The 25,520-nt window shown below is 32.0% G+C and carries 22 protein-coding genes and 1 other annotated feature; of the genes, 2 read left to right on the forward strand and 20 right to left on the reverse strand.

Features of this window, described 5'->3' with window-relative positions; all coding sequences use genetic code 11:
• Positions 1 to 17: 17 nt before the first annotated feature.
• The 3 genes from rimP to DWX74_RS00450 form a co-directional block, all read right to left on the reverse strand.
• Positions 18 to 482, reverse strand: coding sequence for a ribosome maturation factor RimP (gene rimP, locus DWX74_RS00440; RefSeq protein WP_118548107.1), 465 nt, complete (start codon positions 480 to 482; stop codon positions 18 to 20).
• Between the two features lie 210 nt (positions 483 to 692).
• Positions 693 to 4,994, reverse strand: a complete 4,302-nt coding sequence (locus DWX74_RS00445) for a PolC-type DNA polymerase III (RefSeq protein ID WP_118548109.1) — start codon at positions 4,992 to 4,994, stop codon at positions 693 to 695.
• A 138-nt stretch (positions 4,995 to 5,132) separates the two neighbouring features.
• A complete protein-coding gene (locus DWX74_RS00450; protein WP_158573207.1) occupies positions 5,133 to 6,734 on the reverse strand; it encodes an SH3 domain-containing protein in 1,602 nt (533 codons plus the stop codon).
• Between the two features lie 138 nt (positions 6,735 to 6,872).
• Between DWX74_RS00450 and DWX74_RS00455 the strand changes: the two genes are divergently transcribed.
• Positions 6,873 to 7,628, forward strand: a complete 756-nt coding sequence (locus tag DWX74_RS00455; RefSeq protein ID WP_118548113.1) for an NAD-dependent protein deacylase — start codon at positions 6,873 to 6,875, stop codon at positions 7,626 to 7,628.
• Positions 7,629 to 7,714: 86 nt separating this feature from the next.
• Here DWX74_RS00455 and DWX74_RS00460 read toward each other — a convergent pair whose 3' ends face one another.
• The 7 genes from DWX74_RS00460 to DWX74_RS00490 form a co-directional block, all read right to left on the reverse strand.
• Positions 7,715 to 8,155 carry a MarR family winged helix-turn-helix transcriptional regulator gene (locus DWX74_RS00460; protein WP_118548115.1) on the reverse strand — a complete coding sequence of 147 codons (441 nt, stop codon included), beginning with the start codon at positions 8,153 to 8,155 and terminating at the stop codon, positions 7,715 to 7,717.
• A 50-nt stretch (positions 8,156 to 8,205) separates the two neighbouring features.
• Positions 8,206 to 8,736 carry an SMC-Scp complex subunit ScpB gene (gene scpB / locus DWX74_RS00465; protein ID WP_118548117.1) on the reverse strand — a complete coding sequence of 177 codons (531 nt, stop codon included), beginning with the start codon at positions 8,734 to 8,736 and terminating at the stop codon, positions 8,206 to 8,208.
• 1 nt (position 8,737) lies between these two features.
• Positions 8,738 to 9,487: a segregation and condensation protein A gene (locus DWX74_RS00470; RefSeq protein WP_118548119.1), complete on the reverse strand. Its 750-nt coding sequence runs from the start codon at positions 9,485 to 9,487 to the stop codon at positions 8,738 to 8,740.
• Between the two features lie 44 nt (positions 9,488 to 9,531).
• Positions 9,532 to 10,122: a site-2 protease family protein gene (locus DWX74_RS00475; RefSeq protein ID WP_243411946.1), complete on the reverse strand. Its 591-nt coding sequence runs from the start codon at positions 10,120 to 10,122 to the stop codon at positions 9,532 to 9,534.
• Between the two features lie 202 nt (positions 10,123 to 10,324).
• Positions 10,325 to 11,599 carry a glucose-6-phosphate isomerase gene (locus tag DWX74_RS00480; RefSeq protein WP_118548123.1) on the reverse strand — a complete coding sequence of 425 codons (1,275 nt, stop codon included), beginning with the start codon at positions 11,597 to 11,599 and terminating at the stop codon, positions 10,325 to 10,327.
• A gap of 190 nt (positions 11,600 to 11,789) precedes the next feature.
• A complete protein-coding gene (locus DWX74_RS00485) occupies positions 11,790 to 11,996 on the reverse strand; it encodes a hypothetical protein (RefSeq protein WP_118548125.1) in 207 nt (68 codons plus the stop codon).
• Between the two features lie 86 nt (positions 11,997 to 12,082).
• Positions 12,083 to 13,759 (reverse strand): ribonuclease J, encoded by a 1,677-nt coding sequence (locus tag DWX74_RS00490; RefSeq protein ID WP_118548127.1) that lies wholly within the window; start codon positions 13,757 to 13,759, stop codon positions 12,083 to 12,085.
• A 508-nt stretch (positions 13,760 to 14,267) separates the two neighbouring features.
• On the opposite strand from DWX74_RS00490, the gene DWX74_RS00495 reads away from it, so the two are divergent.
• On the forward strand, positions 14,268 to 15,005 hold the full coding sequence (locus tag DWX74_RS00495; RefSeq protein WP_040410431.1) for a metal-dependent hydrolase: 738 nt from the start codon (positions 14,268 to 14,270) through the stop codon (positions 15,003 to 15,005).
• A gap of 91 nt (positions 15,006 to 15,096) precedes the next feature.
• On the opposite strand, the gene DWX74_RS00500 is transcribed toward DWX74_RS00495, so the two are convergent.
• The 10 genes from DWX74_RS00500 to DWX74_RS00545 all read right to left on the reverse strand — a co-directional run bounded on the left by DWX74_RS00500 (position 15,097) and on the right by DWX74_RS00545 (position 25,454).
• A complete protein-coding gene (locus tag DWX74_RS00500; protein WP_083780557.1) occupies positions 15,097 to 15,552 on the reverse strand; it encodes a Fur family transcriptional regulator in 456 nt (151 codons plus the stop codon).
• Between the two features lie 96 nt (positions 15,553 to 15,648).
• A complete protein-coding gene (locus tag DWX74_RS00505) occupies positions 15,649 to 15,915 on the reverse strand; it encodes a DUF1292 domain-containing protein (RefSeq protein WP_050754671.1) in 267 nt (88 codons plus the stop codon).
• 173 nt (positions 15,916 to 16,088) lie between these two features.
• Entirely contained in the window at positions 16,089 to 16,511 is a 423-nt protein-coding gene (ruvX, locus tag DWX74_RS00510) for a Holliday junction resolvase RuvX (RefSeq protein ID WP_006440123.1), read from the reverse strand.
• Complete coding sequence (locus DWX74_RS00515; protein WP_118548129.1) at positions 16,498 to 18,717, reverse strand: hypothetical protein; 2,220 nt, start codon at positions 18,715 to 18,717, stop codon at positions 16,498 to 16,500. Before DWX74_RS00515 ends, ruvX begins: the two co-directional genes overlap by 14 nt.
• A gap of 4 nt (positions 18,718 to 18,721) precedes the next feature.
• Positions 18,722 to 18,979, reverse strand: coding sequence for an IreB family regulatory phosphoprotein (locus DWX74_RS00520; RefSeq protein WP_006440121.1), 258 nt, complete (start codon positions 18,977 to 18,979; stop codon positions 18,722 to 18,724).
• 29 nt (positions 18,980 to 19,008) lie between these two features.
• Positions 19,009 to 21,645, reverse strand: coding sequence for an alanine--tRNA ligase (alaS, locus tag DWX74_RS00525; protein ID WP_118548131.1), 2,637 nt, complete (start codon positions 21,643 to 21,645; stop codon positions 19,009 to 19,011).
• Between the two features lie 68 nt (positions 21,646 to 21,713).
• Positions 21,714 to 21,936, reverse strand: a binding site (T-box leader).
• Between the two features lie 87 nt (positions 21,937 to 22,023).
• Positions 22,024 to 23,097, reverse strand: coding sequence for a tRNA 2-thiouridine(34) synthase MnmA (gene mnmA, locus DWX74_RS00530; RefSeq protein ID WP_118548133.1), 1,074 nt, complete (start codon positions 23,095 to 23,097; stop codon positions 22,024 to 22,026).
• A gap of 35 nt (positions 23,098 to 23,132) precedes the next feature.
• Positions 23,133 to 23,573: a Fe-S cluster assembly scaffold protein NifU gene (gene nifU, locus DWX74_RS00535; RefSeq protein ID WP_040410429.1), complete on the reverse strand. Its 441-nt coding sequence runs from the start codon at positions 23,571 to 23,573 to the stop codon at positions 23,133 to 23,135.
• Positions 23,574 to 23,672: 99 nt separating this feature from the next.
• A complete protein-coding gene (nifS, locus tag DWX74_RS00540; RefSeq protein ID WP_040410428.1) occupies positions 23,673 to 24,869 on the reverse strand; it encodes a cysteine desulfurase NifS in 1,197 nt (398 codons plus the stop codon).
• 117 nt (positions 24,870 to 24,986) lie between these two features.
• Positions 24,987 to 25,454: an RrF2 family transcriptional regulator gene (locus tag DWX74_RS00545; RefSeq protein WP_118548135.1), complete on the reverse strand. Its 468-nt coding sequence runs from the start codon at positions 25,452 to 25,454 to the stop codon at positions 24,987 to 24,989.
• Between the last annotated feature and the right edge of the window lie 66 nt (positions 25,455 to 25,520).

Consider the following 25,520-nt stretch of genomic DNA (forward strand, 5'->3'; position numbering starts at 1 on the left):
TCCTTGTGCATCTAAGACTAGAATTTTATAGCTAATCTTATTATTGCAACGTCCTTTCTATTGAATTTCATTTCTTCATTATTTATGATAACAACTATATTATTTTCTTCATCTAAACCTACTAGTTCCCCTTCGAACTGTTTAACACCATCTATGGCTTTGTAAAGTTTTATTTCCACATCTCTTCCTTTGTACTTCACAAACTCTTTATCTCTTTTTAGTGCTCTATCAATTCCAGGAGAAGATACTTCAAGATAATAATTTTCTTTTATAAAATCATTTTCGTCAAGTTTTGGGCTTAATTCTCTACTTACCTCTTCACATTCGTTAAGAGATATTCCACCTTCTTTATCAACCACTACTCTTAAATAGAACTGGCCTGCTTCTTTAACATACTCAACATCTACCGTTTCGTAGCCTTTTTCATCCGTTATAGCAGTTACCATTTTTTCAACTCTATCTACTATTTCACTTTTTTTCATTATTATCTATCCTCCTTATTCAATTGTAATTTTTCGTTCTTTTTCCATAAAAAAGAGTGAGAACAACTGCCTCACTCTTCCTTTCCTTGTAAAAGATAAACTGTATTAATTTATATATTATCACATATTTCCCATGTTTGCAAGATTTGACAATAATAAATTACAATAATTATAACATTGTCATTTCTTCTAAAAACTTGACTTTTATTTTTAGAATAATGAAAGCTGATTCTTATCGCTCATACTTCCAAGTGAGCCATGCTTGTCTAATGTTTCTACAACAGTTCTCGAAATCTTAGTTCTCTTTCTAAAATCTTCCTTAGAAATAAACTCTCCATTTTCTCTTTCCTCTACAATGTGTATCGCTGCATTTTCTCCAACTCCCTGAAGCGCTGTCATAGGTGGTCTTAAAAGTCCAGGTCCTATCACTTCAAATTCAGTTGCAGATGACTTATAAATATCAACAGGCGCAATTTTTATTCCCCTTGCGTACATTTCTTGTGCAACTTCCAAAATTATATACATTCCTTTTTCCTTTTGAGTTGCATCATTTCCAAGTTCTTCAATTTCTTTTTTCTTTGCCTTTATCGCATCGTATCCTTTTATAATAAGATCTGCGTCAAAATCCTCCACTTTTGTAGTAAAGTACGTCGCATAAAATGCCTCTGGATAATGCACTTTACAATACGCAAGTCTGAAAGATGTCATAACATATGCAACCGCATGTGCTTTAGGGAACATGTATTTTATTTTTTTACAAGAATTTATATACCAATCCGGAACATTATTTTCAATCATCGCCTCTTCATGTTCTGGCTTTAATCCTCTACCTTTTCTGACACTTTCCATTATTGTAAAACTCATCTTAGGTGGAAGTCCTTTAAATATCAAGTAGTTCATTATATCGTCTCGTGTAGATATAACTTCTTTTAGTCCAACTATATTTTCTCTAACCAAATCCTGTGCGTTATTTACCCAAACATCTGTCCCATGAGAAAGCCCAGATATTCTGACTAACTCTGCAAATGTAGTCGGCTTTGTATCTAAAAGCATCTGTCTAACGAATTTTGTCCCGAATTCTGGAATTGCAAGACATCCTATTTCACAATCTATTTCCTCAGGAGTTACCCCAAGTGCTTCAGTTGAAGTAAATAGTGACATTGTAGCAGGGTCATCAAGAGGAATATCAGTTATTGTTATTCCTGTTATATCTTCAAGCATTCTTATAATGGTCGGACCATCGTGCCCAAGTATATCTAGCTTCAGAATTCTACCACTTATAGAATGATAATCGAAGTGAGTAGTTATAACTCCACAGTTTACATCATTTGCAGGATACTGAATTGGAGTAAAATCGTAAACATCCTTGTAATCTGGTATAACCATTACCCCACCAGGATGCTGCCCTGATGTTCTCTTAACACCTGTACAACCTTCTGCAAGTCTAAGCACCTCAGCTGATGGAACTTCTATATCATTTTCTTCAACGTATTTCTTTGCATAACCAAATGCAGTTTTTTCCGCAACAGTACCAATTGTACCTGCTCTGTAGACGTGACCTTCACCAAATAGCTCCTCAGTATACTTATGTATAACTGGCTGATATGAGCCAGAGAAGTTAAGGTCTATATCCGGTTCTTTATCCCCTTCAAATCCTAAGAAAACTTCAAAAGGTATATCATGCCCATTCTTTATAAGTTTTTCACCACATTTTGGACAAACTTTATCTGGTAAATCTATTCCAGATCCCCATTCACCTATAGCATAGAAGTACGAATACTTACACTCTTTATTAGGACAAACATAATGAGCTGGAAGTGGATTAACCTCTGTTATATCACTCATTGTAGCTGCAAATGAAGAACCAACAGAACCCCTTGAACCAACAAGGTATCCATCTGAAAGTGATTTTGCAACTAGCTTCTGTGCAATTATATACATCACCGCATAACCATTACCGATTATAGAGTTTAGCTCTCTATTAAGCCTTTTTTCTACTATCTCTGGAAGTGGATCTCCATAAATATCCACAGCCTTTTTAAAGCACATCTCTCTAAGTTCGACATCTGAACCTTCAATTACTGGTGGATAAGTTTCATCTGGTATCGGTTTAACATCCTCTACCATATCAGCTATAAGGTTTGTATTTTCTACAACAACCTCATAAGCAAGTTCTTCTCCTAAATAAGAAAACTCGTCTAACATCTCGTCAGTAGTTCTAAAATGGAGATAAGTTTCCTCATCATCTAGCTTAAATCCTTGAGAGAATTTAAGCACCCTTCTAAGCACTGCATCGTGTTTATCTAAGAAATGAACATCTCCAGTAGCTACAGGAATTTTGCCAAATTTCTTGGCAGTTTCTACAACTCTTTTGTTGATTTCCTTTAACTCATCTTCGTCCTCAACATCTCCATTATCTATCATAAATCTATTATTATCTATCGGCATTACTTCAATATAGTCATATGGAGCTATAATCTTTTCCATTTCTTCATCCGGAAGTCTTTTCTTAACCGCATCGTATACAACTCCTGCTTCACAAGCAGACCCTACAATAATTCCCTCTCTATATTCATCTAATACACTTTGAAGAATTCTCGGTGCTCTGTAGAAATGATTAACATGCGCATCAGATACAATCTTATAAAGATTTTTGATACCAGTCTGATTCTTTGCAATCAATGTAATATGATGAGTTTTTAATTTTGTATAGTCCACCTTTCCAAGTACTGTATTTACATCTGATAATTTTTCAACCCCTTGTTTTTTTAACATTCCAAGGAATTTTATAAATATATTTGCAGTTGCCTCGGCATCGTCTACAGCCCTATGGTGGTTAAGTAGCTGCACACCGACTTCTTTTGCAACCTTGTCTAGTTTATATCTTTTTAAATTAGGAAGCATAATTCTAGCAAGCATCAGTGTATCTACCTTTTTATTCTTATACTCCAATCCCTGCTCCTTACACTTCTGCATGATAAATCCAGTATCGAAGTCCGCATTATGTGCAACTAATACATCATCTCCCACAAATTCCATAAACTTAGGAAGGATTTCTTCTATTGTAGGCTTATCTTTTACCATTTCATTGGTAATTCCTGTAAGCTCTTGCACTCTATAAGATATATCCTTTTCTGGATTTACAAGCTCACTAAATCTATCCACAATCTCAAAATCTCTTATCTTAACAGCACCTATTTCTGTTATCTTATCGTTTATATTTGAAAAACCTGTGGTTTCCAAATCGAATACTACAAACTCCTGAGATAAACTCTTATCATTTGCATCCTCTATGGCGTCTTTATTATCCTCTGTTAGATAACCTTCAACCCCATAAAGCACCTTTATCCCTTCTTTTTTAGCTGCATTCATAGCATCTGGGAATCCCTGTACAACACCGTGGTCAGTTATTGCAATAGCAGGATGTCCCCATTTTGCAGCACGAGATACAAGTCCTTTAACTGAGCAAATTGCGTCCATTGAGGACATCTGAGTATGTGCGTGTAGTTCCACTCTTTTCTTCTCAGCAGTATCTTTTCTTTCTTCTCTTTCTTCCTTTCTCATACCGCTGATTGTCATACTTATCTCTCTCTGGAATGTATCATAAAGCACATCTCCCTTTATCTTTATATACATACCTTTGCTTATTTTTCCAAGTACCCAGTCTTTATTAGTATCAGTAAGGAATATTTTACAAGTTATAGAACTTGTGTAGTCTGTAACCATAAGCATTAGAAGGATTTTACCATTTCTAAGCTCTTTTATTTCTATATTAAATATAGTTCCCTCTATACCTACAGTTCCAGAATTGCTATCTAGGTTTTCTATTTTTTCTGTAAGGACGTTTACATTTTCTCCATAAATCATATTTTCGTCCTTCTCATCTTTTATAACATATCCGCTTTCTTCTTCGGACTCACTAGTTTTATTTCTATTTTCTTTTTCGAGAATCATAATCTTTTCATTGAATTCTCTATCTATTTTTTCAACTAATTTCTTTCTATCAACCTTTTCATCGACTGCGCTCTCTATCTCTATATCCATATCAATTCCAAACTCCTCGCTTATTGTATGCTTTAGAGTTGTAGTGATATTCTTATTCATAATTCTTTGATAAAATATCCCCTTTGGAATCTTTATCTTGAGCTTATTATCTATGCATAAATACTCTATTTCTTTCTGCCAACCGGATATAGACGGGCAGATACTCTTTAGTATATATACTATATTCGGCCAATATTTTTTCATTATATCTTTTTCTGTTTTTCTCTCAAACCCTGTATACTCTATCTTAAACTTTATCTCTTTAAAGTATTTATTCTTAGCCTTTATTTCCCTCTGCGCTCTTTCTAAATACTCATAGGGAACTACATCTTTAGAAGATAGATAAAAATATACAGTTTTATTTTCTTTAAAGTAGATAACTTTCTTTATATAAACATCTTCCATCTTTTTTATAAGAGAAGTATTGCTTATATCCATTTTTATCATACATTCCTTTAAGCTCTCCAATCTTTTTTCTCTCCTAACAGTATTTAAAATTTACAAACCTCCACTTTTTTTTGTTTGCAAAAGTATATATTAACGTAAATAAAGAATCATGTACAAATTATCGCACATGATTCCATATATTCTATAAATTTATTTTTATTATTTATATTCTGGAATATCTATTAAAAGATTGTTTCCATTTCCATATTTTGTCATAAGTGATGACATCATTTTTGATATTCCATTAGCCCAGTTTACATCCGTTGCATACTGATGCCAAGTATATTCATAGCACCATCTCATAGAATAAACTGTATTCTGATTATATTTAGAGTTGTGGATATATCCGTCAGAAATCCATTTTGCAGCCCCGTCTATACCTTTTTCAACAGTTGTCCAACCATTTTTGTATGCAGTAATTTTACCGCCTTCAAGTGCATTTCCATCTGTAGCACCTATTCCAAAGAAGTTGTAAACTGTTACAGGTTTTTCAAGAGTTACTCCATCGACACTAGTTACAACCTGTCCTTGCGCAAGTTTAGATTTGCCATTTCCAGTTTCCCACATAGCATGAGATACAAAGTATAGTACATCTATATCGTACTTTTTAGCTGCATCTATAAATGCCTGACCTTTTCCGTTAAATACACATTCTGATCCTCTAGATGCAAAATAATTATCTAGTGATTTTGCTGTTATAGAATTTGTATATCTATCAAGTCTTACAAATTGCATTATTCCGTCTGTATGACTAGTAAAGTTTGATGGATCTAGGTAGTATTCTAATTCTTCCTTAGTAGGTGCCTCGTATGCTCTTGGATTAGTTCTCATAGCTTCTGTTGTGAATAAGCTTTCTTGAGGGTTTAATATATCAAGAAGTCTATTTGTCTGTCTTGATATTAAATTTCCACCACTCTGACCTTTTATATACTGAGCTTCTACCATATCATCTAGAGAGTAATCCTTTTGACTTCTCTGAGTATATGCACCTGGTATTACGTCTGAAGCAGTACCATTTAAATCAGTATCTTCGTCTTCTATCTTATCTGATATGTATTTTAAATATATAGAAGAAACATATCCATTCTTTCCGTCGTATTCTACTTTAGCCCAGTTATTCTCAATAGTTGAAACTACTACTTTATCACCTTTATGAAGTGTGTCTATTTTTGTATACTGGCCACCAGCTCCATTTCTAACATTTAATAGAGATGATGTTACCTCTTGTATAGTCTTCTTAACTCCCTGAGAATTTCCTGTACTTCCAGAGTTATTATTTCCTGTAGATACAGCTTTTAAGTATTCTGATGAAACATATCCTATTTTTGATCCAAATTGAATCTTAGACCATCCATTAGATTCTGATATTACATCGACCTCGTTATTTTTATATAATTTGCCTATTGATGTATACGATGTAGCTGGACCACTTCTTACATTTAATGTTGTAGCTGTTACTATCTTTTTTATGCCTCTAGCATCTTTTCTAATAACATCGGCTTTTAATGATATATATTTTGAAACAACCCAACCTGTTTTACCAGAGGCTGTTTTAATTTTGTACCAACCATCTTTTTCACCAATTACAGTTACCTTATTTCCTTTTTTTAACACTAACTGCAACTTTGCTGATGCTGAAGGAGAATATCTTACATTTAAATACGCTGAACTCACAATCCCTGTCTTAATATTTTCTGCATTTACATTCATCGTAAGCATAGGAATCATTGCTAGAGATGCAGCTGCCATTCTTTTTTTCATTTTAAAATCTCCTTTCATTTCTCTTAGTTAATATAATTATAATCTATTTTTGCAATGTAAGTAAAGACGATATATTTTTCACTATACGATTACATTTTTATTTTTTTGTAGTAATATAATAATATAAAACAAAAGGAGATGATTATCTTGTTCGAAAATGAAGTAAACGAATTAAAAAGATTAATAGATTCACACAATAATATCGTGTTCTTTGGAGGAGCTGGAGTTTCTACAGAATCAAATATCCCAGATTTCAGAAGCTCTAACGGTTTATTCAATCAAAAGTTAAATAGAAGATTTTCACCTGAAGAAGTTGTATCTTATTCTTTCTTTGTTAGATATCCAGAGTATTTCTATGAATTCTACAAAGATAAGCTTATTTATCAGGACGCAGAGCCTAACAATGCACATAAGGCACTCGCTTATTTAGAAGAAATTGGGAAGTTAAAGGCTGTTATAACACAAAATATAGATGGACTTCACCAAAAGGCTGGAAGCAAAAATGTTTACGAGCTTCACGGTTCTGTTCAGAGAAATTACTGTACAAAATGTCATAAGTTCTTTGATTTAAAAGATATGTTGGCTTTAGATGGAACTATTCCAAAATGCGATGTATGTGGTGGAATTGTAAAGCCAGATGTTGTTCTATATGAAGAAGCATTGGATGAAAACACTATAAATGGCGCTGTAAAAGCTATTAAAAATGCCGATCTTTTAATAATAGGTGGGACATCTCTTGTAGTTTATCCTGCTGCTAGCTTTGTAAACTACTACAGAGGAAAAGATTTAGTCCTTATAAACAAAAGCTCTACTTCTATGGATGGAAAAGCTACATTAAAAATAAATGCTCCTATAGGTAAGATACTATACGATGCAGTTTTAGCAGACAAATAAAAAAAGGAAGGAATTCTCATACCAACTCAACGTTGTATGTATGAGAATTCTTTCCTTTTTTATTTTTAATAGTTTTAGTTTTCCTATTATTTAAGAGTTCCTATTAAAGTATCAAATACAAAATCTAATGCTTTGTATAAATCTTCTCTTTTATCTTCGTCTATAAGCTCTATTTTTTTATTTATTATTTTTAAGATATCAGCTTTTTCTCTTTCTAAAACTTCCTTACCTTTTTCAGTTATTCCATAGAATGTATTTCTTCTATCTTTTTTATCTTCTTCTCTATAAACATATTCCTGTTCAACAAGTTTATTTAGAAGTATGCATAGACTTGAAGTAGACACATGTAATACCTTACTTAGATTTTTCAATTCCATTTTATCTATTTCCGCCATTTTCTTTAACGCAAAGAACTGTCTTTCTGTAAGTATTCTACTTTCATTTCTTTCACTAACTATCACTTTAACGATACTGTGGAATACATGTATGTTTTTAAGTAACATTATTGATAAATCTCTGTCTTCCATTTTTAATTCCTCCGCTCCACATTTAACTAGCAAATCATAAATTATACTCTTTAATTATTTTCTTCTATTTCCTCTATCTTAGGCAATTCATCTATAGATTCTATGTTGAGTAATTTTAAAAATTCGTCACTAGTCTTATATATTATAGGTTTCCCTATTTTGTTCAATCTTCCAGCCTCTACAATTAGGTCATTTTCCTGAAGTGTTTTAAGAGCTTTATCGCACTTGACACCTCTTATATTTTCTATTTCTAATTTTGTAACCGGCTGCTTATATGCAATTATTGTAAGAGTTTCAAGAGTCGCCTGACTTAGAGTTTTTTTCTTTTTAGGCTCAAGAACCATCTTTATATAATCTGCATATTTTTCGTTTGTACACATCTGGTACTTGTTTTCAAGTCTTATAATCTGAATTCCTCTATCATTTTCTTTGTACTCAGATATAAGCGCATCCATCATAAACTCAATTTCCTTATGAGAAAGGTCTTTATTTATAATAGCATTTAGTTCTTTTATACTTATCGGCTCTCCATATGCAAACATAATAGCCTCGATTATATTTTTTATATCTTCTCTCTTCATACTAATTCTCCTCAGAATATTCTAGTATATCATCTGTTCTTTTAACTATAACTATATCCTCAAAAAAATCGTCTTGAGTAACAATTATCTCTTTTTCTTTTATCAGCTCTAATACACATAAAAACGATGCTATTATATCTCCTCTATCACTTTGATCTACCGTTTCTAAAAAGCTTATTCTATCTTTTACAGATAATGCTCTTCTCAAAGATACTATTTTTTCCTCTACAGATATAATTTTTCTATTTACAAGTCTTTCTAGTACGTCGTTTTTAGTTTCTTCTTCCTTTTTGTCTATATTTTTCAACAACTTAGGAAGCAGCTCCATCATTTTTGCTATAGATACGTCTTCTAAACTAAGCTCGTCCTCTATTATAACTTCTTCTTTTTTTCTAAAGAATCTTTCGTGTTCTTCATCAGCTTTTTCTTTTAATTCTTTAGATACTTGCTTGTATTTTTTATATTCTTTAAGTCTTTCAACAAGTTCTATTCTTGGATCCTCTTCCTCAGAATCTTCTCTTTGAAGATAAAGTAAATATCTAGATTTTATTTCGACCAACTTTGACGCCATAGTTATAAATTCACTAGTTATTTCCATATCCATAGCTTCCATAGCATCTAGGTAATCAAGATACTGTTTTGTTATTTCTGAAATAGCTATATCCTTTATATCTATCTTATGTTTTGTCACAAGGTCGTACAAAAGGTCCATAGGTCCCTCATATACCTTTAATTGTACATTATATTTCATATAATCTCCTCTTTAAGTAGTTATTAGATTATTTTTATTAATTCTTAAAACATAAACATCTGTACTATTGTTGCAAATAAACCATGTATAGGATTTATTATTATTCTATACGCACCAGTTATAAGAAGTAGTATAAGTACAAATCCACTTATTCTTTCAAATTTGTACGCATATTCTCTCCACTGATATGGTATAAATGTTTCTATTACTCCCCATCCATCTAGTGGTGGTACAGGAAGTAAGTTAAATGCAGCAAACCCTATATTATATATTATACATGTATAAGCTAATACCTGTACTCCATATACAGGAACATTTTTGTAAATTATTGCACATACTATAGCTGTAAGTAGATTGCAGCATACTCCTGCAATAGATACTATAAAGTTCCCTACTCTGTAGTTTTTGTAATTCATAGGATTTACTGGAACTGGCTTAGCCCAACCTATGTGGAATATTATCATCGCAAGTAGTCCAAGTGGGTCTACGTGTTTTATGGGATTTAATGTCATCCTTCCATATAATTTAGCTGTATCATCTCCTAAAAGATGCGCTGAATAAGCGTGTCCAAATTCGTGTACTGATATTGCGATTGCTATCCCTGCAGCAGTCGCCACTATGCTAGCTATATCCATAAAATCTTTTCCTTTCAAAATTATTTTAATCATTATATTATATTAATTATTATATATTATAACTAATATATTCAGATTTATCAAATTAGGTTTTGTGGATATTTTTAAATTTTTAGCTTTATTTTTCAAAACTTTTTTTATTTTTATTCTTCTCATAAAAAAAGATGCCTCAGCTGGAGACATCTTTTACAAATCTATAATATTAGTTTTTTCCTAATAGTTTGAACATGTTCTTTTTATAAACTTCAACACCTGGCTGGTTGAATGGGTTTATATCTATCATGTAGCAAGTCATTGCACATGCTCTGAAGAAGAAGTAGCATAAGTATCCAAAGCTCTTAGCACTCATATCATCTACAGTTATTAAAAGGTTTGGTACTCCACCTGTATTTTCGTGAGCATCTAATGTCCCCTGCATTGCCATTTTGTTTATCCAGTCTACATTTTTACCAGCTAAGTAGTTCATTCCGTCCATATTTTCTTCATCTGAAGGGAATATAACATCTTCTATTGGTTTTTCAAATAATACTAATGTTTCAAATAAGCATTTAGTACCATCCTGAACAAACTGTCCTAATGAGTGAAGATCTGTTGAGAATGTAGCACTACATGGTAATACACCTTTTCCATCTTTACCTTCTGATTCACCGAATAACTGTTTCCACCATTCAGCAAGCATTGTTGTATTTAAGTCGTAAGTTACGAACATTTCTGCATTTTTACCTTTTCCTTCTAAAACTCTTCTAGCTACTGCATATGCATAAGCGGGGTTTTTAGTAAGGTCTGGATCTGCTAAATCGTTGTAAGCTTCTTCAACACCTGCCATTAAATCATCTATGCTTATTCCAGCAACTGCTATTGGTAATAGACCAACTGGAGTTATAACAGAGTATCTACCACCTATATCATCTGGTATTACGAAAGTAGTATAACCTTCTTTGTCAGACATAGCTCTTAATGTACCTCTTGATTTATCAGTTGTTGCAAATATTCTATTTTTAGCTTCGTCTTTTCCGTATTTCTTTTCCATGAACTGTTTTAATAAACGGAAAGCTAAAGCTGTTTCAGTTGTTGTTCCTGATTTAGATATTACGTTTACACAAACTTCTTTGTTTTCTATATATTTCATAACCTGTGCTATGTATGTAGAAGAGAATGTGTTACCAACAAATATTATTTCTGGTTTTTTGTCAGCATATAATCCGTTTATCATTTCTATAGCTGCACGAGCACCTAAGTATGATCCACCTATACCACATACAAGGAATACGTCGCAGTTTTCTCTTATGTATTTAGCACTTTCTTTTACTTTTTCAAATTCTTCTTTATCGTAGTTTTTATACCAATCTACCCATCCTAAAAAATCATTTCCTGTTCCTGTTTTTTCTACTATTTCTTTGTGAAGAGCATTAACTCTGTCCTGATGAGCTAATATTTCTTCCATTTTACATGCATGTGAAGCATCAAATTTTATCATGATATTTTTCTCCTTTGTATTTATTTTATATAGCTTTCCCACCTTAAAATATATACACTTTATAAGGATATATTATACCAATTTTTAATTTTAGTAAAGCCTAACTTTTGGCTATATTACTCGGTTTTAATAATTTTTTTCAAGAAATCGTTTTTTCTATTATATATAATAAATATCTCAAAAATATTTTTTATTTATTTTTTGTGGATTCTGTTTTTTTTATATCTGATATTCTTTTTAATTCGTAAATAGATACTGCTAAACATCCTGCAGCACTTACAAGCGTTATTGTAGATTTATCAATTCCACTAAAATATGCATACATACACGCTACTGTCAAAAATGCAAATCCAACAGCAGCTCCAAATCTAGTTTTTGTTGTAATCTTTTTTCTCAATTTAAACTCTCCTAACTCTAAAATTTAAACTTTTATATATAAAAAGCCGGAATAGAATTCCGGCCATTTATTTTTATTATACAATCCTATACTTCCATTATTATAGGTAGTATCATCGGATTTCTCTTTGTCTTCTGGTAAAGATATTCTTTTAGCTGTTCTTTTATATTGTTCTTTAGATATGCCCATTCTTTGATGTTATGTTCTTCGCATTCACTTAATACATCTTTAACTATCTGTTTTGCTCCATCCATAAGATCTTCAGATTCTCTAACATATACAAATCCTCTTGATATTATATCTGGACCTGCAAGTACTTTTCCTTCTTCTTTAGATATTGTTACAACTATAGTCATAAGACCATCTTCAGAAAGATGTTTTCTATCTCTAAGTACTATGTTTCCAACATCTCCAACACCTAAACCATCTACTAGTATATTTCCTGTTGGAACTTTACCTTTTATAGCAGCTTCGTCTTTGCCTACTTCTAGTATATCCCCATTATTTATAACGAAGATATCTTCTTTATTCATTCCAAGACCTCTAGCAAGCTCAGCATGTTTTTTAAGCATTCTATATTCACCGTGAGCTGGTAAGAAGAATTTAGGCTTAACTAATCTAAGCATTAATTTTAATTCCTGCTGACATGCATGTCCTGAAACGTGTATGTCTGCGATATCGCTAGAAACAACTTCAGCACCTTTTTCAAGTAAGAAGTTTATTACCTTAGATATCAGTTTTTCGTTACCTGGAATTGGATGAGCTGATATTATAACAAGGTCTCCTTCTTTTATTTCTATTTTCTTGTGTTCAGAATTTGCCATTCTAGCAAGTGCTGACATAGGTTCTCCCTGAGAACCAGTAGTTATTATTACTAGTTCTTTGTCTTCGTAGTTACCGACGTCGTTTAAATCTATTATCATATCGTCTTCTACTTCAAGATACCCAAGTTCTTTTGCTACGTTTACTACATTTAACATAGATCTTCCTGAAACAGTAACTTTTCTACCGTGTTTTTTCGCCGCATCTACAACCTGCTGTAATCTATGTATATTTGATGCGAATGTAGCAACTATTATTCTGCTATCCCCTGCTTTAGTGAATAAATCATCTAAACCTATTCCAACTTTTTTCTCTGATTTAGTATACCCTGGTCTTTCAGCATTAGTACTATCTGAAAGCATTAGGATTACACCTTCTTCGCTTAATTCGCATATTCTCCGGAAGTCCATAACATCCCCATCTATTGGAGTTAAGTCCACTTTAAAGTCTCCTGTGTGGAATATTACACCCTGGTCTGTATGTACAGCTATAGAATATGAATCCGGTATACTGTGAGTAGTTTTTATAAACTCTACTTCCATATTTCTAAGCTTTATAACTTCACGTGGTTTTATTATATGAAGTTCTACATTTTCTAATTTATGTTCTTTTAATTTAACCTCTAAAAGACCCATGCTTAATCTCGAACCGTATACTGGTATATTTATCTTCTTTAATAGATAAGGTAAAGCACCTATATGGTCTTCATGGCCGTGTGTTATAAATATCCCTTTTATTTTATCCCTATTTTTAACTAAATAAGTTATATCCGGTATAACTATGTCTATACCTAGCATTTCGTCTTCTGGGAAGCTCAGACCTGCATCGATTATCATTATCTCGTCTCTATACTCGATAACAGTCATGTTCTTTCCTATCTCATTCATTCCCCCAAGAGGAATGACCTTTATCTGTTCATCGTTTTTAAACAATAACATCATCTCCTTCTATTTATTTTTTATATTTTTCATTCAATCATAATCCTTTAAAATAATTTAAAACTCTAATCATTTTAGTGTATATATACGCTCTCCCTAAACTTATATCCAAATCTATATACACCTTATACCTACAAAAATATATCCGGTAAAACAGGATTCCTCCGCAATAAAATCCTAGTTATCTGCTACCGGAAATTTTTGTTTTACAGATTAAATTTTTAATAATTCTTCACGACCACTTTACCAGTTAATATTATTGTAACATAGATTACATTATAATTTAAGATTTATTTATATTTCTAAAATAATTAACATTTCACTATTTAACACAAATTCTCTATATTTCAATATCCTCGTTGAATTTTTTTAATTTTTCTCTATAAAAAATTCAGATATTTTTCATAAACATTTTTTATCTTTAAACTATATTTTCTTAAACAATATGATATAATTAATTGTAATTTATAGAAACACACGTTCTGTAAAAATATTATCTTGGAGGTAAAAAATGCGAGGTAAAACTCATTGTGCTGTAGGAATTATAGCCGGTATTCAATTATCACTAGTATTATCACAACCTATAACCCCTACTAGTATTCTGACTTCCGCTGTATTTTCCACGCTTCCGGATTTAGATAAATCCAACTCTATAATAGCTGGGACAATTTTTAGAAAGAAATTTTCAAAGTTTTTATATAAGTTGCTTATTTTTTCGCTGAATCTTTTTATATTTTTCCTATCTATAAAAGTCAGCAGTAGCTTTTTTATAAGCGCAGTTATTACTTTTTTTGCAATAGCATTTTTAGAAAAAAAGCTCACCCATTACAATATGAGAAAATCTCTTATTACAGCTACCTTGCTTCTTTTAGCATTGGTTTTAATAATTTCTAAAGTAGATATATCTTTTGTCATACCTATTTTAGTATTTTCGGTATTTCCATGGCTAAAGCATAGAAACTTTTCTCATAGTATTTTAATGGTTTTAATAGTTTATATAATTATGAATCCACTAGGAGAGTTTTTTAACTACGATTCATTAGGACTTATGGCTTCCTCTATGTATCTACTTCATATAATTTGCGATATGTTCACAAAACGGGGTGTAGCTATCTTCTACCCATTCTCAAAAAATATGATTTCTGTGGGATATATAAGAGTTGGTGGAAGATTTAGTAATATAATAGAAAATCTATTAGTCTTTGTTTTAATTTTATTTACAATATATCTTGTTTTTAAATTTGTATAAAAGACAATAAAAAAAGAACTATTTATAAATCTTTTGTTTATGATTTATATATAGTTCTTTATTATTGTCTAATTTTTTTATTTTTGTATATTTATTTATCTTTTTTCATCTCTCTATAACAGTCTTCACAATATCCATCGAATTTAAGATCATGATTAACTACATGGAATTTGTAGTTTTCCTGAATTTTCATTTCTATATCTTTAAGAAGATCTTCTTCAACACCAATTATTTTTCCACAGTTTTTACATACTAAATGATGATGATTGTGTCCTTCATTATCAAGGTCTATTTCATATCTTATACAGCCATCATCTAAATTTAACTTTGATATAGCTCCTATTTCGTCTAATAGCTGCATCGTTCTATATACTGTTGCTAAACCTATTTCTGGGCAATTTTCTCTTACTTTATCGTATATTTCCTCACTGCTAAGATGATAGTATCGATTTTCAAGAAGAACTTCTATTATAGCTCTCCTTTGTGGAGTAATCTTAAAGCCTGTCTTTTTTAGTTTTTCTTTTAAAAGATCCATTCCATTATTCATATTTACCACACCTTTTCTCATTTATTAATCAATATAAGTTAAAATAAATGCTGTAATAGAGCTTAACTCTACTACAGCATTATATAATTTTACTTATTATTCATCAAAGTTAAGACCTTCTTCTTCCATTAAAGCTTCGTAAACAGCTACAACAGTTGAATACTCATTGTCGTCTTCTAATGGAACTAGCATTTCTCCCTGTTCGTCTTCATCTATTCTATATATATATGCTTCTTCGTCTTCGTTGTCTTCTAGAGGCATTAATATAGCGTACTCTTTTTCTTCTGCTTCTAAAGTTAATATTATCTCAAAAGGTACTTCTTCTCCATTTTCATCAATTAGGTTTACTACATTTTCATTCATTTCTTCCATTGGTTTCACCTCATTACCTATTATTTGATTTTATTATATAACAAATTTTATATAATAACAATTATATTTTCTTACTTATTAATCTCTTCCATATGAAAATCAATTAATTATCATCTATTCTATATGATAATACCCAAATTTTCATACTTTATTCAATTTTTTTGTTATTTAACTTTAAAATCTAAATATCCTTGAAGAATTAATACCGCTGCCATCATGTCTATTACATTTTTTCTTTTCTTTCTGCTTACATCTGCAGTTATAAGAGTTTTTTCAGCAGCAACTGTAGTAAGTCTTTCATCCCAAAATTCTATTTCTAGTCCTGTTTCTTCTTTTATTAATTCACAGAATTTCTGTACTTTTTCGCCCTGAGGACCAACAGTACCGTTCATATTTTTAGGAAGACCAGATACTATTAGATTTACCTGTTTTTCTTTTATTATCTGTTTTATTTCTTCTATATCGTTCTTTTTGCTAGTTCTTTTTATAGTCTTGATACCCTGAGCTGTCATTCCCATAAGATCACTTACTGCAACACCTATAGTTTTATCTCCTATATCAAGGCCCATTATTCTACCTGTTAGCATCTATTTTCTCCTTTTTATCCTCGTTTAAAATCATATTTATAGTTATTATCATCACTGGTATAAGGATATATATAGATGCAGTAGAGGCTGCTACTATACCAGAGTCGTTTACTAGTAGAGTTATTATACAACCAACCATAGCTGCAACAAATCCTCTAAATACCATAGGATATTTACCTGCTATTACTCTAAAGTGTTTATTTGGTTTGAATATTAATGCTGCGATTATAACTATTCCAACTATTAATATATTAACCCATACACTAGTCTGTGCTAATTTAACATTCATCTGGATTTTTCTAGTAAATGTAAGAACTATTTCACCTGGTCCATTTAACATTATCTGCTGAACAAATAGTCCTAAGTGAGATGGACTTCCTGAAGATAAATCCATAAATGCAAATACTCCAACTACAGCTACAACTGCAAGACCTATTCCTACAATCTTTTTCCAGTCAACTTTAACATTGTACATAAGAAGCACAAATAGTAAATATGCAGCACATTCAGATATCGCACCACCAACATTTGCACCCATAGATGGATATGCACTAGTTATTAAAATCACACCAAATGAAGCTGCAGCAACCCATTTTGGTATTTTTTTGTAGTATAGAAGTACTGCAAATGCAAATACCGCACTTCCTATAGTAACACCTTCATATTCATTTCCTATACCGTAATATCTAGCACCTACCATAGCATCATAACTCATTATGTTATTTTTCATAAGATATGTTCCAAATACAGCATCTACGGCAATCAGAACTATAGTAACAAGTGCTATGAATCCCATCTGTTTTAGATCATCATCTTTAAACATAGCCTTAGCTATGAAGTAAATCAAGAATGTCACACCTATTACAGCTAAAGACATACTTACCTGTCCACTGAAATTAAATATTGGAGCTACAATAAATGATAACGGCATTATTATACCGAATTTAATAAGCTCTTTAAGTATAGTAAACAGTTTATCTTTATATTTTGGAGCAATTCTCTTAGCTAAAAGTACTGCTATTAAGCCTATTACCCAAGACGCAGACACTACTCCTACAAAAGTATTTACAACACCAGCTCTTATTAAAGCTGCTGAATTTATTTTTGAGTATTCTTTCTGAAGAAACTTTATATTATTTTCTTTTTCAACATTAGAGATAGTTCTACCTAACATCATTTCATTAGATAAACCAAAATGGTTAAGTATGTCTACACCTATATCCATATTTGCTATTATCCCATCTCTTCTTGTTGTAGCAGAAGTTAATACTCCTTTTCCAGAAACTCCTTTAGAGAATTTCATAACTGGAGAAAGTCTTTTCTTATTGCTGTAATCTAAATTGCTAGGGAATGCACTAACTATGTAAACAGTGTCATTTTCACCTACCATAGAAAATACTTCTTTTAAGTAAGAATTTATTCTGCTGTATGTTCTAGCTTTCATCTTAGCATAAGTATTTTCATTTAGATTCATTTTATACTCATCTAGTCTATATGTATCCCCTAGGTCTACATATATAGCATCAGTGTTCTTGTAAAGTTCTTTTGTTTCAGCTTTAAGTTTTTTATAATCTGTAGAGATTCCAAATGGCATACTATTATCTTTTATATTGATATCGTCTATATTACCATCATCAACTCTTCCATAATTATCCATAGCTGCAAATGCTATATTTCTATTTTTTACAAGCTGTCCATCAAAATCAACATAATCTGCATTACCGATTACTGATGTTTTGTATCCATTTTCAGAAAGAACCTGACCTACCATACCAAGTGTAGATTCAAATTCTCCTTTTTCAATATTTTCATTAGAAGACCTATTTGCCTCCATATTGACTATTTTTTTAGCTTTTTTGCCTGTAGAAGCTTCATATTCCTTAGCTTCGTCTGCATTTGGCTGTACAAAATCTACTGCAACTTTTTTATCAAACTGAGCTATTGTAGATCTCCCTGTAGCTCCCATAGTAGCTAAACTTCTTGCGTCGTCGTTACCTTGGTCACCCTTGATATTCATCAATCCTACATAGCCTTCTTTTTCAACTCTATTTCCAATCTCTTTTATGTTCATCATATTTTCAAGACTAGTTCTACTCATATTTATAAATATAACTTTTCCTCTTGCTGATTCTGCATTTACAGTAGAAAAAGCAGAACTAAAAATTATAAATAGAGATGCAAGTATTGATATAAACTTTCTGAACATTTATTTACCTACTTTCCTCTAGATATTTAGTTATAACCTCTTCAAGAATTTCATCTCTTTCAAATCTTCTGATTATCCCTCTTGCGTCCTTATAACTAGTTATATAACTAGAATCTCCTGATAGGAGATATCCTATTATTTGGTTTACGGGGTTATACCCTTTTTCTTTAAGGGCCCCGTAAACTATTTTCATCGCTTCTTCAACAGTCATTTTTTCCTGCTGTGCTCCTTCAAATTTCATAGTGAAATCCATATTATCCATTTATCTCATTCCTCCTCTTTTTAGAGAAATTATTTTACCTGAGATTCTATAACTTCCTTAGCATAATTTAAAGCTTCGTCAACTTTTGCTGGTTCTGTAGCACCTGCCTGAGCCATATTAGGTCTACCTCCACCTTTTCCGCCAGCTATCTTAGCTACTTCTCTTACTATATTTCCTGAATGAACACCTTTTTCTATAACATCTTTAGTTGCAGTAACAACAAAGTTTACTTTTCCATCAGCAACATTTGCTAATACAACTACACCGCTTCCCATTTTATCCCTTAAATTATCAGCAGTATCTCTTAAAGTATTCATATCCATATTTTCATATTTATTAGTAACTAGGCTAACACCTTTTACTTCTACTTTTGAATCTAAAGCAGAGTCAGCTGACTGCATACTTATTTGAGTTTTTAAATTATGTAATTCTTTCTCTAAGTTTTTATTTTCCTCTAATACATTTTCTACTCTGTGTAAAAGTCCATCTTCTTTAGCTTTTATTGTAGCACAAACTTTAGATATTAACTCATCCTTTTTGTTCATATATTCATAAACTGCTTTTCCAGTTACTGCTTCTATTCTTCTAACACCTGCAGCTACACCACCTTCAGATATTATTTTGAACATTCCAGCCTGTGCAGTATTTGAAAGGTGGGCACCTCCACAAAGTTCCATTGAGTAATCTCCCATAGAAACTACTCTAACTTCATTTCCGTATTTTTCACCGAATAATGCTGCAGCTCCTTTTGCTTTAGCAGCATTTATATCCATTGTTTCAGCTACTACATCATAAGCATTGAATATAGCATTGTTTACTTTTTCTTCTATTGTTTTTAACTCTTCTTTTGTAACTGCTTCAAAGTGAGTAAAGTCGAATCTTAATCTATCTGCAGTAACTAATGAACCTGCCTGGTTTGCATGATCCCCTAATACTTCTTTTAATGCTTTGTGTAATAAGTGAGTTGCAGTATGGTTTCTTGAACATGCCATTCTGTTTTCTCTATCTACTTCACAAGTCAAGACATCCCCAGCTTTTAATTCACCTGCTACTACTGTACCAAAGTGTTTTATACTTCCTGCTGGACCTTTTTTAGTATTTTTAACAACTACTGCACAATTATCATTTTTAAGAACACCGCAGTCTCCTGCCTGTCCACCACCTTCTGGATAGAAGTTAGTTTTATCTAATACTACAACAACATCTTTACCTTCAGATGCTGATTCTACTATTTCAGAATCTTCAACTATAGCTAATACTTTACCTTCACCTGTTAATTCAACGTATCCTACAAATTCAGATTCTACATTTTCTTCTTTAGCAAGAGGATCTTCTTTCCAGCTTTCACCGTCCATGTTTCCTCTAGCTGTTCTAGCTCTTTCTTTCTGTTTTTCCATTTCTTCGCTGAATTCTTCTTCATTAACAGAAAGACCTTCTTCTCTTAATATTTCAACTGTTAAATCTAGTGGGAATCCATAAGTGTCATAAAGCTTAAATGCTATTTCTCCGCTAAGAACTGTTTTTCCTTCTTTTTTAAGTTCTTCTTTATAAGAATTTAACATTTCCATTCCCTGGTCTATTGTTTCATTGAATTTTTCTTCTTCTATTTTTATAACTTTTTTGATGTAATCTTCTTTTTCTACTAATTCTGGATAAGCATCTCCACTAACTTTTATAACTTCATCAACTAATCCATTTAAGAATGTTCCTTTTATTCCAAGAAGTTTACCATGTCTAGCAGCTCTTCTTAATAATCTTCTTAATATATATCCTCTACCTTCATTTGATGGTAATACTCCATCTGCTATAAGGAATGATACGGCTCTTATGTGGTCAGTTATTATTCTTATAGATTTATCATTTGCTTTGTCTTTTCCGTATTCTACACCTGCAACTTTAGAAACAGCTTCTAAAACTGAATGTATAGTATCTACTTCGAATATATTGTCAACATCCTGCATTATACAAGCTATTCTTTCCAGTCCCATACCTGTATCTATGTTTTTATTTTCTAATTCGCTGTAGCTTCCGTCTTCTTCTTTAGAGAACTGAGTGAATACGTGGTTCCAAAATTCTAAGAATCTATCACAGTCACATCCTGGTTTACAATCAGGGCTATCACATCCGTATTCTTCTCCTCTATCGAAGTATATTTCTGAACAAGGTCCACATGGTCCAAGACCTATTTCCCAGAAGTTGTCGTCTTTTCCAAGTCTAACTATTCTTTCTTCAGGGAATCCCATTTCTTTTGACCATATATCAAATGCTTCATCATCTTTTTCATATACAGTAACCCATATTTTTTCTTCTGGTATGTTTAGCCATTTAGTCGCAAATTCCCATCCCCAAGCTAATGATTCTCTTTTGAAGTAATCTCCAAATGAGAAGTTCCCTAGCATTTCAAAGAATGTAGCGTGTCTAGCTGTAACACCGACATTTTCTATATCTCCTGTTCTTATACATTTCTGACAAGTAGCCATTCTGTTCTTTGGTGGAACTTCTACTCCTGAGAAATAGTTTTTAAGAGGAGCCATACCAGCATTTATTAAAAGTAAACTCTTGTCGTTATTTGGTACAAGAGGATAACTAGCTCCTACATAATGATCTTTAGTTTTGAAGAACTCTAAAAATTTACTTCTTATTTCGTTTAAACCCATTTTTTCCATAACATTTGCCTCCCAATTTTTATATTTTTTCATTTCGGAAAATAAAAAAACTCGCTCCCTATGATAAACATAGGGGCGAGTATTATTCGCGGTACCACCCTAATTTACAGATAAAATCTGCTTCTCCGGTAATCCTTAGCTATAACGTCGCTACCGTAAATCTCTAACAGTAAAATACGTTCAAGATTTATGCTCCAAGACTGCTTCAATCTGCCTATTCCAAGGGTTCTCAGCTATTCCCTCTCTCTGTGCAAAATCAGTAGATTTACTCCTTCTTTTCTTTGCATTTGATAAATATTTTTATTTATTCATATATTTAATATGATACTCGATTATTTTGACATTTTCAAGGTTTTTTTAAATATGCAAAAAATTTTTTTATAGTATATCGTCGATAATTCCTCCACCGACTAATATATCTCCATCGTACATAACTAAAGACTGTCCTTTAGTTATCGCTCTCTGTGCTTCTTCAAATACAACCTTAGCTGTATTGTCAGATAGTTTAGTTACAGTAGCTAGAGATGGTTTTGCTGCGTATCTAACTTTTGCATATACTTTAAACTCATCTACATCTGCAAAATCAAACGGAATTGTATTTACGTCTTTTATAACGAGTTCTTTTTTGAATAGATCGTCATTGCTTCCAAGTACTACTCTATTTTTCTTTGCATTTATATCAACTACAAACATAGGCTTACCAAAAGCTATTCCAAGCCCTTTTCTCTGTCCTATTGTGTAATTTATAATTCCATTGTGTTTTCCTAGTACTGTTCCATCAGCTTCTACAAATTCCCCCGTTTTGATTTTTATATCTGAGTTTTCTTTTAAATATCTTACATAGTCGTTGTCTTTTATAAAGCATATTTCCTGACTATCCTTCTTGTTGTGGACATCAAGACCTATTTTCTTAGCTATTTGTCTTACTGTATCCTTTTCATAGTTTCCTATAGGAAGTAGTATTCTTTCTAGCTGTTCCTGCTTTATATTGTAAAGATTGTATGTCTGGTCTTTTTTAGCAGATTCCCCTTTTTTAAGAACTAGTCTGCCAGTTTTTTCATCTCTTTCAACTCTAGCATAATGTCCAGTAGCTACATAGTCGCAACCAAACTTTTCTGCAACGTCAAAAAATAGACCGAACTTTATAAACTTATTACATACTATACAAGGATTAGGAGTTCTACCTTCTGCATACTCTTTTATAAAATCGTCTATTACCTTTTCTTTAAATTCTCTTCTAAAATCTAGTACATGTAGTGGAATATCTAACTTTTCAGCTACTCTTCTCGCATCTCTTATACTATCTTCTGTCATTCTTTTTTCTTCTTCAGTATTATCATTGGAAAGCATCATATTGACACCAATCACATCATAACCCTGTTCCTTTAAAAGATATGCAGCGACGGAGCTATCAACTCCGCCGCTCATACCTAGCATAACTTTCTTCTTCATCTATTTAACACCTCTAATGTTTTCCGAATTAATTGCTAGTCTTCTTCTATTTCTTCATGTTCATGCGCATCAGTTATTTCGTATCCTTCAAGCTCTGGTATAACTATATTATGTTTCTGAGCATAATCTATAAGAGCTGCTTTTACTGCCTGTTCTGCAAGTACTGAACAGTGCATTTTTACTGGTGGTAGTCCATCTAATGCTTCAGCAACTGCTTTATTTGTTAACTGAAGAGCTTCGTGTATGCTCTTTCCTTTTATCATTTCTGTTGCCATTGATGAACTTGCTATAGCACTTCCACATCCGAAAGTCTTGAATTTAACGTCTTTTATTATATCATCTTCTATATCAAGATATATTTTCATTATATCTCCACAAGTTGGGTTACCAACTTCTCCAACTCCACTTGCGTCCTCTATTGATCCCATGTTTCTTGGGTTCATGAAATGGTCCATAACTTTATCACTATACTGCATAATAATTTCCTCCATAATTTCGATTATATTTTTTCCGATTCTTTAATTTATTTATTTTGATTTACTTTTTTTCTTTTTACTTTTGTTTATAAATATTTCTTATTTTCCTTCAGCCTGTAAAGCTTCTTCATATAAAGGAGACATACTTCTTAATCTTTCTATTACCTTTGGTAATACTTCTAGTATGTAATCTATATCTTCATCAGTTGTAAAATCACCAACTGTTAATCTTAATGATCCATGAGCTATTTCGTGTGGTAATCCTATTGCTAAAAGTACATGTGATGGATCTAATGATCCTGATGTACAAGCTGAACCACTTGATCCAGATATTCCAGCGTGGTTAAGAAGTAATAATATTCCTTCACCTTCTATAAACTTAAATGCAAAGTTTGCATTTCCTGGAAGTCTATCTTCTAAGCTTCCGTTTATTCTAGTATAAGGTATTCTTTCTTTAACACCTTCTATAAGTTTATTTCTAAGTCTTGTAAGCTCTTTTATATGGTTGTCCATATTAGCTTTAGCAAGTTCTGCTGCTTTACCATATCCTACTATTGCAGGTATGTTTTCTGTACCAGCTCTTCTTCTTTTTTCCTGAGCTCCACCATGAACAAGATTATCAAATCTAAGTCCTCTTCTTATGAATAAAGCCCCTACTCCTTTAGGTCCGTATATCTTATGAGATGACATACTTACCATATCTACACCAAGTTCTTTAACATCTACTGGTATATTTCCTGCTGCCTGAACAGCATCTGTGTGGAATAGTATTTTGTGTTTTTTAGCAACTTCTACTAATTCTTTTATAGGTTCTACTGTACCTATTTCGTTATTTGCAAACATTATACTTATTAGTATTGTGTTGTCTTTTATTGCATTTTCTAAAGCTTCTGGGCTAACTTTACCTTCTTCATCTACATCAAGATAAGTAACTTCAAATCCGAAGTTCTTTTCTAAGTATTCGCAAGTATGTAGTATCGCGTGATGTTCTATTTTTGAAGTTATTATGTGGTTTCCTTTACCTTTTCTCTGAAGGTCAAAGGCAACTCCTTTTATCGCCCAGTTATCACTTTCTGATCCACCAGCAGTGAAGTATATTTCATTTGGTTCTGCATTTATAAGAGCTGCAACTCTAGTTCTAGCTAGTTCTAAAGCTTCTTTAGCTTCATGACCATAGCTATAAAAACTAGATGCATTTCCAAATCCTTCGTTAAAATATGGAAGCATTTCATCTAACACTTCTTTTTTAACAGGTGTTGTTGCAGAATAGTCCATATAAATTCTTTTGTTTTCCATAGTTTTTCCCCTTCCATTTGCCATTTTGCAAATTTCAAATATATTTTAAACTAAAACTTAATTCCATTTGATTCATATTATTATTTATATCCTAAATTTAACATTTCAACCATTTTTTTATTGTTTGTTTAAATCTATTTTATAAATATCTTTTTCATCACTAGACAATCCATTGTCACCTATCCGATCGTCTACCATATCTTGTAAAAAAGTAGTATTTACAACATCGTCTATTGCATTCTTCATCTTTTTCCATACTAGTCTAGTAGCACATTTATCTGAGTTGCTACAGACACCTTCTTCTTTTAGACAATCTGATATAGTTATAGGACCTTCTAGTACAGTTAATATATCTCCAACAGAAATCTCATCTGGCTTTCTAGCTAAGAAATATCCTCCTTGAGAGCCTCTTATACTTTTTACAAGGCCTGCTTTTTTTAATTTTGAGAATATCTGCTCCAAATACCGCTCTGAAACATTCTGTTTTTCAGATATATATTTTATAGATATAGGTTCTTCGCCATAGTTTAACGCTAGTTCAAACATTGCCTTTAATCCATATCTACCCTTTGTTGAAAGCTTCACTTTATCACCTTCTTTTAATTCCTACTGTTTTACTATGGTTTAATGATATTATATCCGACTATTTTT

Source organism: Peptoclostridium sp. AF21-18 (assembly GCF_003478825.1).
In the GTDB taxonomy this organism is placed as follows: domain Bacteria; phylum Bacillota; class Clostridia; order Peptostreptococcales; family Peptostreptococcaceae; genus Peptacetobacter.